The organism is Qipengyuania sp. ASV99, assembly GCF_047872805.1.
In the GTDB taxonomy this organism is placed as follows: domain Bacteria; phylum Pseudomonadota; class Alphaproteobacteria; order Sphingomonadales; family Sphingomonadaceae; genus Erythrobacter.
The window spans coordinates 61,280-76,155 of record NZ_JBLQUK010000014.1; the positions used below are offsets into that span (position 1 = coordinate 61,280).

Below are 14,876 nucleotides of genomic sequence, written 5' to 3' on the forward strand. Positions count from 1 at the left end.
TAGTCGAAGCACTGCCTTTCTTTTGAACCTGAGCCCGAAGGAAGAACGGCCCTTCGACCGGCTCAGGGTGAACGGAGTTTGCATGGCGAGAGCAGCCATTCTCGAAACCCCCGGCGATGGCCTGCGCATTGGCGAGATTACCCTCGCTGATCCGCTTCCGCATGAGGTTTTGATCGACACCAAAGCATGCGGCCTGTGTCATTCGGACCTGCATTTTATCGACGGCCATTACCCCCACGCGCTCCCGACTATTCCGGGACACGAAGCGGCGGGCGTGGTGCGCGCCGTCGGCAGCGAAGTGCGGACCGTAAAGCCCGGCGACCACGTCGTATCCTGCCTCAGCGCGTTTTGCGGGCACTGCGAATTCTGCGTCACAGGCCGGATGGCGCTGTGTCTGGGTGGGGACACCCGCCGATCCAAGGGGCAAGCCCCGCGGATGGTGCGGGGGGATGGCTCTCCGGTCAGCCAGATGCTCAATCTCTCGGCGCTCAGCGAACAGATGCTGATCCACGAACATGCCTGCGTTGCGATTGACAAGGATATGCCGTTCGACCGCGCGGCTCTGCTCGGCTGCGCGGTGACCACTGGCGCGGGCACGATTTTCAACGCTTGCAAGGTAACGCCCGGCGAAACCGTTGCGGTGATCGGCTGCGGCGGGGTCGGCCTTGCCGCGATCAACGCTGCAAAAATCGCCGGAGCGCGCAAGATCATCGCTGCCGATCCGCTGCCTGAAAAGCGCGCTCTGGCCGAAGTTCTGGGCGCAACACACAGCGTCGATGCACTGGCTCCTGATGCCGCGCACCAGATCGTCGCGCTATCAGACGGCGGGGTCGATTGGGGGATTGAAGCCGTGGGCCGCGCAGCATCAGCTGATCTGTCGGTTGCCTGCCTCCGGCGCGGAGGCACGGCGGTGATCCTCGGCATGATGCCCTTGGATTGCAAAGTCGGTCTGTCGGCCATGGACCTGCTTGGCGGTAAAAAGCTGATGGGCGCGATCATGGGGATGAACCATTTTCCCGTCGATCTGCCGCGGCTCGTTGATTTCTATCTGCGCGGTCTGCTTGATCTCGACACGATCATTGCCGAAAGGATCGGGCTTGACGAGGTGAACGCCGGTTTCGATAAAATGCGCTGGGGGAGCCATGCGCGCAGCGTGGTGATGTTCGACTGATGGAAATTGATTACGACAAGGAAATGGTCGGGACGGTCGAAGTAACCGACAAGGACAAGCTTGACCTTGGCAAACTGTCCGCTTGGTTCGAAGCCAATGTCGATGGTTATGTTGGCCCGATCAGCTACACCAAGTTCAAGGGCGGCCAGTCAAACCCGACCTACATGATTGACACTCCGGGTGCGAGCTATGTCCTGCGCCGACAACCGTTTGGGAAATTGCTGCCGAGCGCGCATGCGGTGGACCGCGAATACACCGCGATGACGGGGCTCCATCCAACCGGCTTTCCGGTGCCAAGAACCTATGGCCTGTGTGAAGATCCAGAGGTGCTGGGGTCCAAATTCTTCGTCATGAGCATGGCCGATGGACGTTCGCTGTGGAACGGCGCGCTGCCAGACAGTGATCCGACGGAACGCCGCGAGCTATACCATGCGCTGATCGATACGATGGCGGACTTGCATCTCAATCGGCCTGCCGAAATCGGGCTGGGCAATTATGGCAAGCCCACCGATTATTGCGCGCGCCAGATCGCGCGCTGGTCCAAACAATATAAACTGTCCGAAACCGAACATATGCCGCAGATGGAGCAACTGATTGATTGGTTGCCGCAAACCATCCCGCCGCAGCATGAAAGCAGCGTCGTTCATGGCGATTACCGGCTCGACAACGTCATCTTTCACAAGTCCGAAAACCGCATCATAGCGGTGCTGGATTGGGAACTGTCCACACTCGGCGATCCGATTGCAGATTTCAGCTATCTGATGCTCAATTGGTTTCAGCCTGCCGATGGCCGAGCTGGCTTGCTCGGCCTCGATCTGGCAGCGCTGGGCATTCCCACGGTCGAACAGGCGGTCGAACGCTATGTCGCAAGGACCGGCTATCCGGTGCCGCCGATGGACTGGTATTTCGCTTACAACCTGTTCCGCCTCGCCGGGATCATGCAGGGGATCAAGAAGCGCGTGATCGATGGCACCGCTTCATCCGCGCATGCCAGGACCATGAGCGACCGGGTGCAGCCGCTGGTGGCGCGGGCGTATGAATTTGCGCTTTCCGCCGGGATGCCGGCCTAAAACGACGATCGCAATGTAATTAGCGCACCGACATCGTCCGGCGCGCTGGAGAAATGCCCCGGTTCGCTGCGGTAGAACACGCTGGTCGAAACCAGACCGAACGGCAATTGCGCAGTCCAGTTCATCTCGCCCATAATCTCGCGCCCGGACGGAGTGAGCGAAAGGCTCTGACGGCCCAAAATCGCGCTTTCGCTGGCGTAATCATAGGCCACCGGCAGATCGAAATGAAGCGCCCCGCCGCTGACGCGCAGCGGCTGGCTGAGCCGCAGGCCGATGCTGTCGCCGTCCAGAAATGCCCCGCGCCGAGTGAGATCAAAGGACCAGCTTTGCGTTTCAATCTGTGAGCCTGCACCCAACAGAGCGCCGCCGCGTGGACGCGTGAAACCCCCGCGAAACGCAGCGCCAGCCCGCCAATACGTTCCGATCTGCCGTGCCATCCGGGCAACGAGGAACAACGTATCCGCCCCCGCAATTCCCACTGCTGGATTGAAATAGGCGCCCAAAAGCGTGCTTTCTTCCGCAAGCCATGAAACCGCAAAACTGGCATCGACACCCTGCCACCGGCGATCAGCGGCGATGCTGAAAGTCGAGGTCGGACGCTGTTCCTGCAAGCCGAACAGCGTGTCGCCTGACCCGCGATTCTCGCCCAGCCAAACCGACCCGCGTTCAGCAGAAACGGTCACGCCCCAAGGGCCCAACTCGCGCCGAGTGGCAAAGGAAAATTCGCTGCTGCCAGCGAAACCGGTGTCGCGGCCCGCTTCGCCAGCAATCAGGAACGCCGGGCGATCCGCGCCTTGCAATTGCCCGGTCAGCCCGCTTGCGCTTTGCCCTATGGCAAAGCCAACCTGCACATCCGGGGCAATGCGCGCCGCCACCCGTGCAGCCAGCACCCGCGCGCCCAGCGCGTCCTGCGGGGTCAGTTGCAATTGCTCCGCCCAGCCCAGCCCAGCCGCGCGACCGCTTTCGCCCACCGTCACACTTACCGCCAGCGCCGCATTGCCCGCCGCGCGCGAATATCCTCCGTGTTCAACCGCACCGCGCAACCGTTGCAGCTGCACGGCATTCCGCCCCCGCTGACCCAGTTCGACCTCATAAGCCCGGTCATAACGGTCGGTGACGATGGTGCTGAGCGATGCGCCGCTCAAGGCATCCCCCATCGCCGCCGAAGCAAGCGCAAAATCATCGGTCAGCGCCAGCGCTAAACTTGTCCCCGCGACCCGCGTTGTGCCCTGCGGCTGAAACGCGGCTGCAATGTCGAGAATTCCTGTCCCGAACACCGTATCGGTCCCGCTCAGCCCCGCATCGCGTGCGCTGCCGAGCAGGATTTCGACAATTTCCTGTCCTGTCAGATTGGGAAAGGCTTGCGCCAGCAACGCAGCCGCGCCTGCCACTTGCGGCGCTGCAAAACTGGTGCCTGAAAATACGGTGACGAAACGCTGTCCATCTACGGTCTCCACAAACAATTCGCCATTGTCATAGACGCAGCAAATCCGGTCGCCGAGTGCCGAGATGAACGATCCCGCCGCATTTCCCGCGCGATTGCTGAAATCTGAAAATCCGGTGTCGTCATCGACCGACCCGACAATGATCACATTGCCGCTGCCTGCTTGCAGAATGCTGGCGGCGAAGGGATCGGGCTGATCGGGATCAATCCCCGGCTCGCTGCCATCACCGCCATTGCCAGCCGCGACGACGACGACAATCCCGGCATTGGCGGCTCGGGCGATGGCACTTCGCAATTGCGCAGAAGCGTTGCTCCCGCCCAGGCTGAGGTTGATGACGGTCGCGCCGGCTGCGATGGCAACATCTACTCCGTCGGCAATCGCAGAATCGGAAAAGCGGCAGCCGAGCGTTGGGTCTTGCGGAGTGTCGGTGCCGCAAGACCCCAGCGAATCGGCCCTTAGCGCCAGAATTTGCGCATCAAATGCAATACCCAGCACGCCCGTGTCGTCGCGCCCTGCGGCGGCAACCAGAGCGACATTGGTGCCATGATCGTCTTCGGGATCGACGCCGCGGTTGCCCACAAGGTCCTGCGACAACGGATGAATCCGCCCGGCAAATTCGGGACTGTCGCTATCGATTCCGGTGTCGACCACGGCGATGATTGCACCGCTGCCCGTGGTCCCTTCGCGCCATGCTGCGTCAGCGCCGTGAAATTCTGGCCCATCCGAGCGGCGGAATTCTGCAGTGTCAAAGTTCATTGGCGGCGGCGGAGGCGGCGGCGGGGGTGGTGGAGGCGGCGGTGGGGGGGGCGGCAATGGCGGAGGCATGGCGGAAATCGTGGGTGCCCCCCCTCCCCCTCCGCCGCATGCGCTCAGCGCCGCACAAGCGACAACAGCAGCCACAACCTTCCAGTGAATCGGCGCTGCCGGATCGTGGCGCGGCGCAGGATTGCGTGAATTCTTGGCCAAATCGCGCATAGAAGCTGCGGACCAATGTGTGTTGGGCATGCTTGTCATCCTCAGCAACCTGCCCCCAGTCTGAATGTCATAGGCAGATGGCAATGTTCCTTTCAAGTGTCTTGGGCAAAACCCCTAAGCATGTCCTAACGCGCGCGGCCTTGCCGCTTCCTGCAAGGCTCGCTAGCAGCACAAAGAGATCACATTGCAGATCGCTCGTGCAGCCGCATCGTTGCCGAGACAATTGGCGGAGTATTCATGACCGAAGCCCTTATCGCGCAGATTGAAAAAGCCTGGGAAAGCCGCGCCGAGATTACCCCCGGCAGCGATGTGCGCCATGCGGTTAGCGAGGCATTGGCCCTGCTCGACGCGGGCGAGGCGCGCGTCGCTTCGCCGGATGGCAATGGCGGGTGGACGGTTCATCAATGGCTGAAAAAGGCTGTGCTGCTGTCGTTCCGACTCAACGATAATCGCGTGATCGAAGGCGCAGCCGCGGGCGGTTCTGCATTTGACAAGGTGCCGACCAAATTTGCCGGGTGGGGTGACAACCGCTTCCGCGAGGCAGGTTTCCGCGTGGTGCCCGGCGCGGTGGTGCGGCGCGGCAGCTTTATCGGCAAGGGTGCAGTGCTGATGCCGAGCTTCGTCAATATCGGTGCCTATGTCGGTGAAAACACGATGATCGACACTTGGGCGACGGTTGGCTCCTGCGCGCAGATCGGCGCAAACGTGCATATTTCGGGCGGTGCCGGGATCGGCGGCGTGCTCGAACCCTTGCAGGCAGAACCAGTTATCATCGGCGATGGCGCATTCGTCGGCGCGCGTAGCGAAGTCGCAGAAGGCGTGCGCGTCGGTGAAGGGGCGGTGTTGTCGATGGGTGTCTATCTCGGCGCATCGACCAAGATCGTCGACCGCGCGACGGGGCGAGTTCACATGGGCGAAGTCCCGCCCTATTCGGTGGTCGTCCCCGGCAGCATGCCCGGAAAGCCCCTGCCCGATGGTTCACCTGGCCCATCGTTATATTGCGCAGTGATCGTCAAGACGGTCGATGCCCAGACCCGGTCGAAAACCGGGATCAACGAATTGCTTCGCGAATAAAATTGTCGCGGGACAGGCTTGAGCGGAACTGGGCCTGTCCCGCCCCGTTGATATGTGACATAACATCGCCAAACGGAGGGATCATGTCAGACCAGAACGAACCGATTCACATCGAAGACGACGATGCCCGAGGCGCAGAAACCACCGGCCACCTGCGCTATATCCTTGGTATAGGATTGGTGCTTGCAATTGTGGCGATGAGCCTGATCTGGATTATCCCCGCGCTTTACGGTTGATCTATCAGGCTGCTCACTCGTCAGAGGGAAGCAGCGTTTCAATCGGTAGCTGATCGGACACGCTGGCAGAATAGCGCTCGGCAGCGCGCAGGGCGCGGATCGCATTGCGGCTGGCGATGAGCTCCATTTCGACCTGCGAATAGCCGCGCCGGGCAAGCTCGGCGAACAGCTGCGGATAACCGCTAACATCCTCAAACCCGACTGGACCGGACGGCATACCGTCGAAATCGGCACCGATGCCGATATGCTCCACTCCAATCAGGCTGCGAATATGGTCGATATGGTCGGCCATGTGACTGATCATGGTGGCAGGTTCGGGATTTGCCGCATCCCATTCGGCCATCGCGGCCGCCACGACATCCGGCTGACCCTGATATAATGATTTCTGCCGCGCCTCCAGCGCCTCACGCTCGGCAAACCAAGTGCGGCGTTCATCGTTGAGGAAGCCGGGCAGCGCCACCACCATCACGATCCCGCCATTTTCCGGCAATCGCATCAGCACGCTGTCGGGCACGTTGCGCGCGTGGCCATTCACTGCGCGCGCACCGGAATGACTGAAGATTACCGGCGCGCGAGCAGCATCGAGCGCATCAAGCATCGCCGCTTCACTGACATGGCTGAGATCGACCAGCATGCCGATCCGGTTCATCTCTCGCACCACATCCTTACCAAATTCGGACAGCCCGCCGTGTTCGGGAGCATCGGTCGCGCTGTCGGCCCACGGCGTATTCTGGCTATGCGTCAAAGTCATATAGCGCGCACCGAGCGCATACATCTGGCGCAGCACCGCCAAACTGGAACCGATCGAATGCCCGCCTTCCATCCCTAGCAGCGACGCCACCCGCCCTTCTGCAATGGCAAGCTCGACGTCAGCGGCGGTTTCTGCATAGCGCAAGGCATCAGGATAGCGGTCGATCAGACGCTTCATCACGTCGATTTGCTCGATTGTCATCTGCACCGCCTCTGGCTCAGACAGATTTGCCGGCACATAGACCGACCAATATTGCGCGCCCACGCGCCCTTCGGCGAGCCGGGCAATATCGGTGTGCATGATGCGGCCGTCGGGATGGGTCGCGCCCGTGTCGCTGGTATCGGCAAAGTCAAAATCATTGATCTGATTGTCAAAGCGCGAGCGCAATTGAATAGGCACATCGTTGTGGCCATCAAACACTGGCGCGATCTCCAGTGCCGCCAGTGCCGCCTGCAGTGCAGGATCAGCTTCGGCCACTGATTCGCCAGATTCCGCTGCGCTGCCTTCCATCTCCTGCGCGTTAAGCGGTGCTGCAAGGATGGCGGTAAATGCGGCAAGGCAGAGCGCAGTATATTGCATGTGCTGGAAAACTCCCGATAGTGCAGCGATGAAGGGGATCGCAAATGAAGCACGAGAATAGCGCGGACGCACGCAACGAACAATTGGAACTGTCTGCAAACACGTATTACGATGGACAGATCGCGTGATCCGCGCCGCGCTAAGGCTGATACTCGCAGCTTTCTATGCCTATGCCGGGTATTTGCATCTGGTTCGGCCACAGCCGTTCCTGTCGATCACGCCAGCAATGGTCCCCTATCCTGAAGCGGTGGTCTATTGGACCGGGATAGCCGAGATACTTGGGGCGATTGCGCTGCTTCAACCGTTTGATATTCGCCTGCGCCGTGCGGGGGGGATCGGACTGGCGCTCTATGCGCTGTGTGTGTGGCCGGCCAATATCAACCATTTTGCCATGGATATGGCGCGCGCAGACGGAGGGCTTGGCCTTGCCTATCATGTGCCGCGCATGTTTGCGCAGCCCTTGCTGATCCTGTGGGCGCTATGGGCTGGCGAAGTGCGCATCCCGCACCGCAAACACAGAGTATAAATCTGATAAATAGGCAGATCATATTGTTCGTCAAAGCCGGCGGCGCGGTGCCTTAACGCAGGCGCCGCCGGTCTGAAAGTCCAGGGACTAACCCTTTAGGTAAGGTGCTTTGAAACCGCAGCAGTCATCTTGAACATCGAGATCTGGTCCTTACCGATCACCGCGCCAAGCTTGCCATCGGGATTGATCTGACGTTTGTCCTTGGAATCTTGCAGGCTGTTGGCCTTGATGTATTCCCAGACCTTTGACGTCACTTGCGCACGGGTCATCGGGCCTTTGCCGATTACCGATTCAAGTTCGCCCGACAGTTGCACCGGTTTTTGCAGTGCGTTGGTTTTTCCAGCCATGGTTCTTCTCCCTTATATTGGCAGGTAATTCAAATGTCGTCTTCGTCCCACGCGCCGTCATCATCACCGGTGTCCTTCGGGATTCCGGTGAACGGAGCGTAGAGAACGTCACAGGCCGTTACGAAGCCTTTGATCGATGCCATCAAGTCTTCGCGGTTTGCCCCTGGCATCAATGTCAGCGGCAGTTCGGTTGCGAAGATTTGAAACAGATAATGGCGCGTCTCGCCAATCGGCGGATCGGGCAGCAACCATTCGGAATTTCCATGCGCGTTCTTGCCTGCCCGAGGCGGAGTTTCCCCTTCGAGCAGTTTGCCGCGCTGTCCGGCAAGGCCCCAGACCAACCAGTGACATGCCGGTGACTGAGTCGCGCCCGCAGCGCTGACTTCCTCAACGATCACGACCAGTTCCTGCGAACCAGAAGGCGGCGCTGTCCATTCGAGCGGCGGCGCTACCGCATCTTCTTCTTTTGCGGTGAAGCACGGATCAAGCTCTTCGCCTTTGCCGAAAGCCGGGCTGGACAGTGTGAAACCGCCCCGGCCAAAGGTCTTGGCATCCCCTAAGCTGACAATCGCCAGCCCGGAATGCCGAGCCGCAGCAGGCAGTCTGGACGCAACCCAATCAGGCAGATCAGTCATGATTCTGTCTTTCCATCTGTTCGTAGCTAGTCGGAACGGGGGTGCAAAACGAGAGAGGACCACGCGATTTGCCCCGGTTTCTGAGGAAAACCTCAAAAAACACGAGGGTTTTCAGACATACAACGACTTTCTAGCCAGTGGACAAGCGCAACACGCTTGCCGCAGGAAGGCGGGCGTTGCATGATCCATGGCCTGCCTTGAAGGCAAAATGTTGCAGGATCTTGTCCGGAGTCGCGTCCCTACCATGAATAACCAATTGCCGCTGGGTCTGAATGTCGCAGGACGGACCGCACTGTCCGCAACGCTTGCTTTGGCGCTCGCCGCTTGCGGCGGTGGCGGAGGATCTACCACTCCGCCTCCGACCGGTGGGACACCGACCCCGCCGCCCGTTGCAACCTGTGCAATATCAAACCAGATTGCCTTCGCCAATGATGTGCTGAACGAATGGTATCTGTTCCCTGATCTGCTCGACAATTCGGTTAGTGCCGCCGGGTTCACCAATGTGCAATCCTACCTTGACGCCCGCGTTGCGCCTGCCCGCGCGCAGTCGCGCGACAAAGGGTTCACCTTTGCCACGTCCATCGCTGAAGAGAACGCGCTGATAAATTCTGGGTCGAGCGCAGGATTTGGCATTCGTCTGGCATTCGATTCGTTCAACAATCGGGTATTTCTGTTCGAAACTTTCGAGAACGCGCCGGGCTTTCAGGCGGGAATGGACCGCGGAACCGAACTGACCGCGATCGGCACCACCGCTGCAAATCTGCAATCGGTCAGTTCGCTGATGGCAGCTGGCGGGCCGCAGGCTGTGGTCGATGCGCTCGGTCCCTCGGACCCCGGAGTGACGCGCGTCATCCGCTTTGTCCCGGTTGGCGGCGCGGTGATCGAAGCCAGTGTTACCAAGACCGATTTCTCCCTCGATCCGATTTCTGACCGTTACGGCGCGCTGATAATCAACGATGGCGGGCGGAATGTCGGTTATCTGAACCTGCGGACCTTTATCGTAGCGGATGCGTCAAACCAGCTGCGCGATGCCTTTCAATTGTTCAACAGCAACAATGTCAGCGAGTTGATTATCGATTTCCGCTATAATGGCGGCGGATTGGTGGATGTCTCCGAAGTGTTCGGTGATTTGCTAGGCGAAGGGCGCGTTGGCCAAGTGTGGAGCCGGACGGTTCTTCGCTCGTCTAAATCGTCAGAGAACACGACGAGGCTGTTCAGAAACGAAGTCAATTCGCTGCGAGCGACCAAAGTAGCCTTCATCAGCACCGGCAACACCGCTTCGGCGAGCGAGCTGGTGATCAACTCGATGCTGCCCTACCTCAACGCAGACAGCGTCGCATTGGTCGGGGGCAACACTTCGGGCAAGCCAGTCGGCCAGTTCGGCTTCGATTTTGATGCCTGCGATCTGCGCATCCGGGCTGTTACATTCCAGACAGTCAACGCCAATGACGAAGGCGAATATTTCACTGGACTGGCCAGCGTCGTGCCCAACACCTGCCGCGCTGACGACAACATTTTCTTCCCGCTGGGCGATGCCAATGAGGATTCGGTGGCGACCGCCCTCGATTTCCTTGCCGGGCTCAGTTGCACCGCAATTGCCGGTGGAGCGGACCAGACTGCACAAAGCGTTGGCGGCCGACAAACACTCCAGCCAGAGCAACCCAGCGCGGCGCAGCGCGAAATACCCGGATTGTTCTGAAGCGCGCTATAGCCCCTCGGGCACGGTCTCGAAGCCGGGAATGTCGTCCAATTGCACCCAGTTCTGCTTGCTCTTAGTGTAGCAGTGGAACGCAGGCTGCAGTTGCGAAGTATCGTCCAGCGTCCCAGCTTTGATGAACATCAGCCCTGGTTGTTCCAGCCGTGTAAAGACCGGAGAACCGCAGTCTCCGCAAAACTGCCGCCGCACGGTCGCGCCGCTATCGCCGGTGTCGTTATAGGTCTTGACCTCTCCGATGATTTCCAGCGCATCTTCGGAAACACCAATGATAATCGAAAGCGCGCTGCCGGCCTGCCGCTGACAATTCTTGCAATGACAAGTAACGCAAAGCTTTGGCGCTTCATTCAAAGTGTATCTGATACTGCCGCACAGGCAGCCGCCAGTTTGCACCATTTCCCGTTCCCTTTCCCAAATGACCTTGCGGTCACGGGCCAACATCAGCTCTGGTCAACAGAAACGCAAGAAATCCGATCGCAAACAGCGCGTCACCGGCCAGCACGGCGGCGACAATCGGATCGCCGCCCGGACCAATCGCCGAGGGACCGAGCAGCGCCACCACGCCGATTTTGCCAACCACTCCGGCCCAGAGAGTTGAGCCAAACCTTGCAGGATCGCGGGCAACCAGAAAATAGATGATCCCGAAACACAGCACCAGCAGCCCAATGATCCGCGCATCAACGGTCGCTTCTGGTGAGAACATTCCGAGCGCGCCGATCACGAAATTGAATAGGCAGGCCGTCCAGAAAAACGTCCGCCAGCCCGTTCCGACCGGCTCTCCACCAATCGCCGCGCCAACCCGCCCTTTCCCAAATCCATCATTCATGGTGCCCGCTCTCCGCGAAAGGGTTCGTCGCTTGTATAACCGCAACCGTAAAGCGTCATATCGCCGATCGCGACTGTGGCGGTGTAAGGGTACGAGCGGTCGCTCATCCCGTCGCTGCATTGGCCCGGCGTCAGTGCCACCTGAGCCAGATCGCCGTCCAATTCGCCGCTAAAACCAATGCCGTTGTTTCCGGCAAACCGTGCCACTCTAAACTCGGTCCCGTTGGCATTATCTGGCGATGAATAGCGCGCAATATACGCCTCATGGGTGGGTTCAATTTCCAGGCCCCAGAACGGCTCAGTGCCGATCAATCTTATGCTGGCCGAAGGCGAAATGGCGTCAAATGGTTGGGCGTCATGGCTGATTTCACCTTCGGTCTGTGCGCAAGCGGCCAAGGCTGCAGGCAAAAGCGAGACGGACAATAGCGTGGCGGGCTGACAGACCGGTCTGGAAAATAGAAACCGCATGGCAATTCTCTTGTAGAGCTGCGCACTCCTAGAAAGAAGCAGGCCAGAACGCAAAGGCTGTTGCGCTGCTATTCTGGCCCGCTCCGATCTTGTATGTGTCAGCCGGAATTACGGCATCAACACAGTGTCGACCGCGTGAATGATACCGTTAGACGCTTCAACATCAGTGGCCGTCACCGTCGAGCTACCGCCCTGCGCATCGGTAAGCACCACTGCTCCATCGACGATCTTCGCATTCAGCGTGCCGCCGCCAACAGTGTTGATGGTGTAGCCGTCATCGCCCGCGCCTTCGATCGCGGCGGTCAATGTAGCGGCATCAACTTCGCCTTGGACCACGTGGTAGGTCAGGATCGCAGCCAATGTCTCGGTGTCATTGGTGGTCAGTTCGGTCAGGGTGGCCTCGTCAATCTTGGCAAAGGCATCGTCGGTGGGCGCAAAAACGGTGAACGGTCCCTCGCCTGACAATGTGCCACCAAGCCCTGCTGCGTTCACAGCGGCGACCAGAGTTGAGAAACCGCCATCAGCCTGCGCCACTTCAACAATTGTGCCCACTGGATTAGCCGCCTCGCTCATCGCGGTCTCGTCCGCCATCATGTTATCGGCAGGGTCAGTTTCAGGTGCGCAAGCAGCAAGCGCGAGAGCGCCGGAGGCAACAATCGTCGATGAAAGGGTAATCTTGAGAATGTTCATAGGTCACTTCCTTTGAAATGAGTTTGGAGAAAGGCCAAAGCGCCTCCGGGGCCCTTGCTCGGGTCAGGGTCCATCCTCTTTACCCAATGCAGGCCGCAGACGGATGTTCCGAAAAACGGGATCTGCTTTCCTGCACAAGTCCAGGAACTGGAAAGCACATGTCCGGTTCCAGCCTTATGGAATTTGAACCCACACGATCCGCGGGGCTTAAGCGGCTTGAAGAATTTTTGCCGCACGCCGGGCGAGCCTATACCAATATCCGCAACCATGATGAGGGTGCGCCGGATGCGGGATGGCGACGCGGCGTCTCACAGCTTTCGCCGTGGCTCCACACCGGGTTGCTGAGCGAAGCCGAAGTGATCGCTGCTGTGCTGCGCGCCCATTCGTTCGATGCTGCCGAGAAGTTTGTCGCCGAAGTTTTCTGGCGCATTTATTTCAAAGGCTATCTTCAGCAACGCCCGGTTATCTGGCGCAGCTATGTCAGCAACCGCGATGCGGCGCTGCACGATATCGAAACTGGAGCGGGCCGTTCGGCTGACTATGTTCAGGCTATCAGCGGTGAGACTGGCATTGCCGCCTTCGATCACTGGGCGCGCGAATTGGTAAGCACGGGATACCTCCACAACCATGCTCGCATGTGGTTTGCCAGCATCTGGATTTTCACTTTGCGGCTGGATTGGCATCTCGGCGCAGATTTTTTCTTGCGCCATCTGGTCGATGGCGATGCCGCGTCCAACACCCTCTCGTGGCGCTGGGTCGGAGGGCTGCACACCAAGGGCAAGACCTATCTTGCGCGCGCCGACAATATTGCACGCTACACCGCCAATCGGCCCGGCGGACCGTTAACGGCTGAAGGTCTTGCGCAGACTGCCGCGCCACTGGAGAACGAGCAGGAATTTGTGCGCGAGCCCTTGGCTCTACCACCGCCGCCGCATGCGGCCGCCTTCGCGCAGCCCTATGCACTGCTCCTGCATGACGAGGCGGCCAGTCATGTCCCGCTCACTTTGCCGCATCCGCCCGCGTTGATTATCGGAGCGGCCCGAACCAAAGCGCGGTCTTCTTGCCCAATCGGTGAAATTCCTAATTCATTTGGTGTTGATGCGGTCAAAAACGGTATTGCCGAAGCCGCTGCGGCGTTTCGCTGCGAGGTGCGCGATTGGCATCCCGGCGCTGCGCTGGCTGATATTCTGAAGCAGACCGGTGTGGACCGCATCGTATTGCCGCATCTGGCCGAAGGATGGACCCGCGATAATCTGATGCCAGAGCTTGCGCCGATGATTGCTCGCGGCGAGGCGGTGGAACTCATGCCTGAACTCAGCCGCGTCACTTGGCCGCATGCGAAGGCGGGATTCTTTGGCGTAAACAAGATGATTCCGGCATTGCTTGCCGATGCAGGAATTGCGGGCAGCGCCAGCCCTCCGCCTTGACCAAATAATTTGTTCACTTTTGTCCTCTTTCAGAGCCGCCGCAGCGCGATTTATTCGTCAGTTCTGGACCGTGTTTGCCGGATCGATCCTTTTCCTTTGTTCGCTCGCTGCGCTAAGCTTTCGTCCATAATAACAATTGGGACGCAGGATCATGGCAGGCGGGTTGGCATTGGCGCTTAGCGGTGGGGGCGCGCGCGGCGCGTTTCAGGTGGGCGTCCTCGACGAACTCATCCGCGTTCGCAAAGTCGAATTTGAAACCGCAGCCGGGACGTCAACCGGCGCGATCCAGGCTGCCGGTGTGGTGCAAGACGATATTACCCGGCTGCACGATTTCTGGTCCGAACTGACCGGCAATTCATCAATCTACCGCAGGCGCGGCGGCACCATCTGGCCGATCATTACCGGCAAGGATTCGCTGTATAATCCCGCCCCGCTCAAACGCCTGCTCCACGAAATGATCGACGAGGAAGCAGTCCGCACTTCGCGCAAGAACCTGCGGATCGCCGCTGTCAATCTGGCCACTTCCGAATTGCGTATCCTGACAGAGAAGGATCGCAATATCGCCGACTGGGTCTATGCCAGCAGCGCCCAACCTCCTTTCTTTCCGCCCTACGAAACTCGCGGCGCGACCGGGCGTATCGAACAATGGGTCGATGGCGGAGTCCGCGATGTCATCCCTCTGAATGCGGCGTTGACCGAACGTCCGCGCGCCGTGTTGGTAGTGCGCGCAGAGGCACCCTTACCGCCTTCGAGTAAGCGCTTTGACACTCTGGTCGAGATTGGTCTCCAGTCAGTTGAGTTGCAGACCCGCGAGGTTGGCAACAGTGATATCGGCCATGTCGATTTGATGAACCGTTTGCTCGCCGCTGAACCGCCCCGGGATTGCCGGAGGCCATTTGGTTTAAGTTATGCTGCCATGGCGGTATCGTCCAGCATGGCGTAG

General features: G+C 59.6%; 16 protein-coding genes. 8 read left to right on the plus strand and 8 right to left on the minus strand.

Going from position 1 to position 14,876, the window contains the following annotated elements; translation table 11 throughout:
• The first annotated feature begins 82 nt into the window (after positions 1-82).
• Positions 83-1,171, plus strand: coding sequence for a Zn-dependent alcohol dehydrogenase (locus tag ACM64M_RS13405; protein WP_416229214.1), 1,089 nt, complete (start codon positions 83-85; stop codon positions 1,169-1,171).
• Positions 1,171-2,241: a phosphotransferase family protein gene (locus ACM64M_RS13410; RefSeq protein ID WP_416229215.1), complete on the plus strand. Its 1,071-nt coding sequence runs from the start codon at positions 1,171-1,173 to the stop codon at positions 2,239-2,241. Before ACM64M_RS13405 ends, ACM64M_RS13410 begins: the two co-directional genes overlap by 1 nt.
• On the opposite strand, the gene ACM64M_RS13415 is transcribed toward ACM64M_RS13410, so the two are convergent.
• Entirely contained in the window at positions 2,238-4,442 is a 2,205-nt protein-coding gene (locus ACM64M_RS13415) for a S8 family peptidase (RefSeq protein ID WP_416229216.1), read from the minus strand. The two genes, ACM64M_RS13410 and ACM64M_RS13415, sit on opposite strands and share 4 nt — an antisense overlap.
• Positions 4,443-4,898: 456 nt before the next feature.
• Between ACM64M_RS13415 and dapD the strand changes: the two genes are divergently transcribed.
• Both dapD and ACM64M_RS13425 read left to right on the plus strand, forming a co-directional pair.
• Positions 4,899-5,735: a 2,3,4,5-tetrahydropyridine-2,6-dicarboxylate N-succinyltransferase gene (gene dapD, locus ACM64M_RS13420; protein WP_416229217.1), complete on the plus strand. Its 837-nt coding sequence runs from the start codon at positions 4,899-4,901 to the stop codon at positions 5,733-5,735.
• 83 nt (positions 5,736-5,818) lie between these two features.
• The gene (locus ACM64M_RS13425; RefSeq protein ID WP_416229218.1) at positions 5,819-5,971 is read left to right on the plus strand and encodes a hypothetical protein; all 153 of its coding nucleotides are present in this window, start codon (positions 5,819-5,821) and stop codon (positions 5,969-5,971) included.
• Between the two features lie 13 nt (positions 5,972-5,984).
• Here the strand turns inward: ACM64M_RS13425 and ACM64M_RS13430 are convergent, their stop codons facing one another.
• Positions 5,985-7,301 carry a dipeptidase gene (locus ACM64M_RS13430; RefSeq protein WP_416229219.1) on the minus strand — a complete coding sequence of 439 codons (1,317 nt, stop codon included), beginning with the start codon at positions 7,299-7,301 and terminating at the stop codon, positions 5,985-5,987.
• Positions 7,302-7,425: 124 nt separating this feature from the next.
• Between ACM64M_RS13430 and ACM64M_RS13435 the strand changes: the two genes are divergently transcribed.
• Positions 7,426-7,827, plus strand: coding sequence for a DoxX family protein (locus ACM64M_RS13435; RefSeq protein ID WP_416229220.1), 402 nt, complete (start codon positions 7,426-7,428; stop codon positions 7,825-7,827).
• Between the two features lie 95 nt (positions 7,828-7,922).
• Here the strand turns inward: ACM64M_RS13435 and ACM64M_RS13440 are convergent, their stop codons facing one another.
• A complete protein-coding gene (locus tag ACM64M_RS13440; protein WP_416229221.1) occupies positions 7,923-8,174 on the minus strand; it encodes an SWIB/MDM2 domain-containing protein in 252 nt (83 codons plus the stop codon).
• A gap of 29 nt (positions 8,175-8,203) precedes the next feature.
• The gene (locus ACM64M_RS13445) at positions 8,204-8,809 is read right to left on the minus strand and encodes a YbhB/YbcL family Raf kinase inhibitor-like protein (RefSeq protein WP_416229222.1); all 606 of its coding nucleotides are present in this window, start codon (positions 8,807-8,809) and stop codon (positions 8,204-8,206) included.
• Between the two features lie 244 nt (positions 8,810-9,053).
• Between ACM64M_RS13445 and ACM64M_RS13450 the strand changes: the two genes are divergently transcribed.
• Positions 9,054-10,508, plus strand: a complete 1,455-nt coding sequence (locus ACM64M_RS13450) for a S41 family peptidase (protein ID WP_416229223.1) — start codon at positions 9,054-9,056, stop codon at positions 10,506-10,508.
• A gap of 6 nt (positions 10,509-10,514) precedes the next feature.
• On the opposite strand, the gene ACM64M_RS13455 is transcribed toward ACM64M_RS13450, so the two are convergent.
• The 4 genes from ACM64M_RS13455 to ACM64M_RS13470 form a co-directional block, all read right to left on the minus strand.
• Positions 10,515-10,961, minus strand: a complete 447-nt coding sequence (locus ACM64M_RS13455) for a GFA family protein (protein ID WP_416229224.1) — start codon at positions 10,959-10,961, stop codon at positions 10,515-10,517.
• Positions 10,951-11,349 (minus strand): hypothetical protein, encoded by a 399-nt coding sequence (locus ACM64M_RS13460; protein ID WP_416229225.1) that lies wholly within the window; start codon positions 11,347-11,349, stop codon positions 10,951-10,953. Before ACM64M_RS13460 ends, ACM64M_RS13455 begins: the two co-directional genes overlap by 11 nt.
• Positions 11,346-11,744, minus strand: a complete 399-nt coding sequence (locus ACM64M_RS13465; protein WP_416229226.1) for a COG3650 family protein — start codon at positions 11,742-11,744, stop codon at positions 11,346-11,348. The genes ACM64M_RS13460 and ACM64M_RS13465 overlap by 4 nt, the downstream gene beginning before the upstream one ends.
• A 180-nt stretch (positions 11,745-11,924) precedes the next feature.
• Complete coding sequence (locus ACM64M_RS13470) at positions 11,925-12,506, minus strand: fasciclin domain-containing protein (protein WP_416229227.1); 582 nt, start codon at positions 12,504-12,506, stop codon at positions 11,925-11,927.
• A 158-nt stretch (positions 12,507-12,664) separates the two neighbouring features.
• Here ACM64M_RS13470 and ACM64M_RS13475 point away from each other — a divergent pair, with 158 nt between their 5' ends.
• Together ACM64M_RS13475 and ACM64M_RS13480 are read left to right on the plus strand one after the other, a co-directional pair.
• Positions 12,665-13,933: an FAD-binding domain-containing protein gene (locus ACM64M_RS13475; protein WP_416229228.1), complete on the plus strand. Its 1,269-nt coding sequence runs from the start codon at positions 12,665-12,667 to the stop codon at positions 13,931-13,933.
• Positions 13,934-14,084: 151 nt separating this feature from the next.
• The gene (locus ACM64M_RS13480) at positions 14,085-14,876 is read left to right on the plus strand and encodes a patatin-like phospholipase family protein (protein WP_416229229.1); all 792 of its coding nucleotides are present in this window, start codon (positions 14,085-14,087) and stop codon (positions 14,874-14,876) included.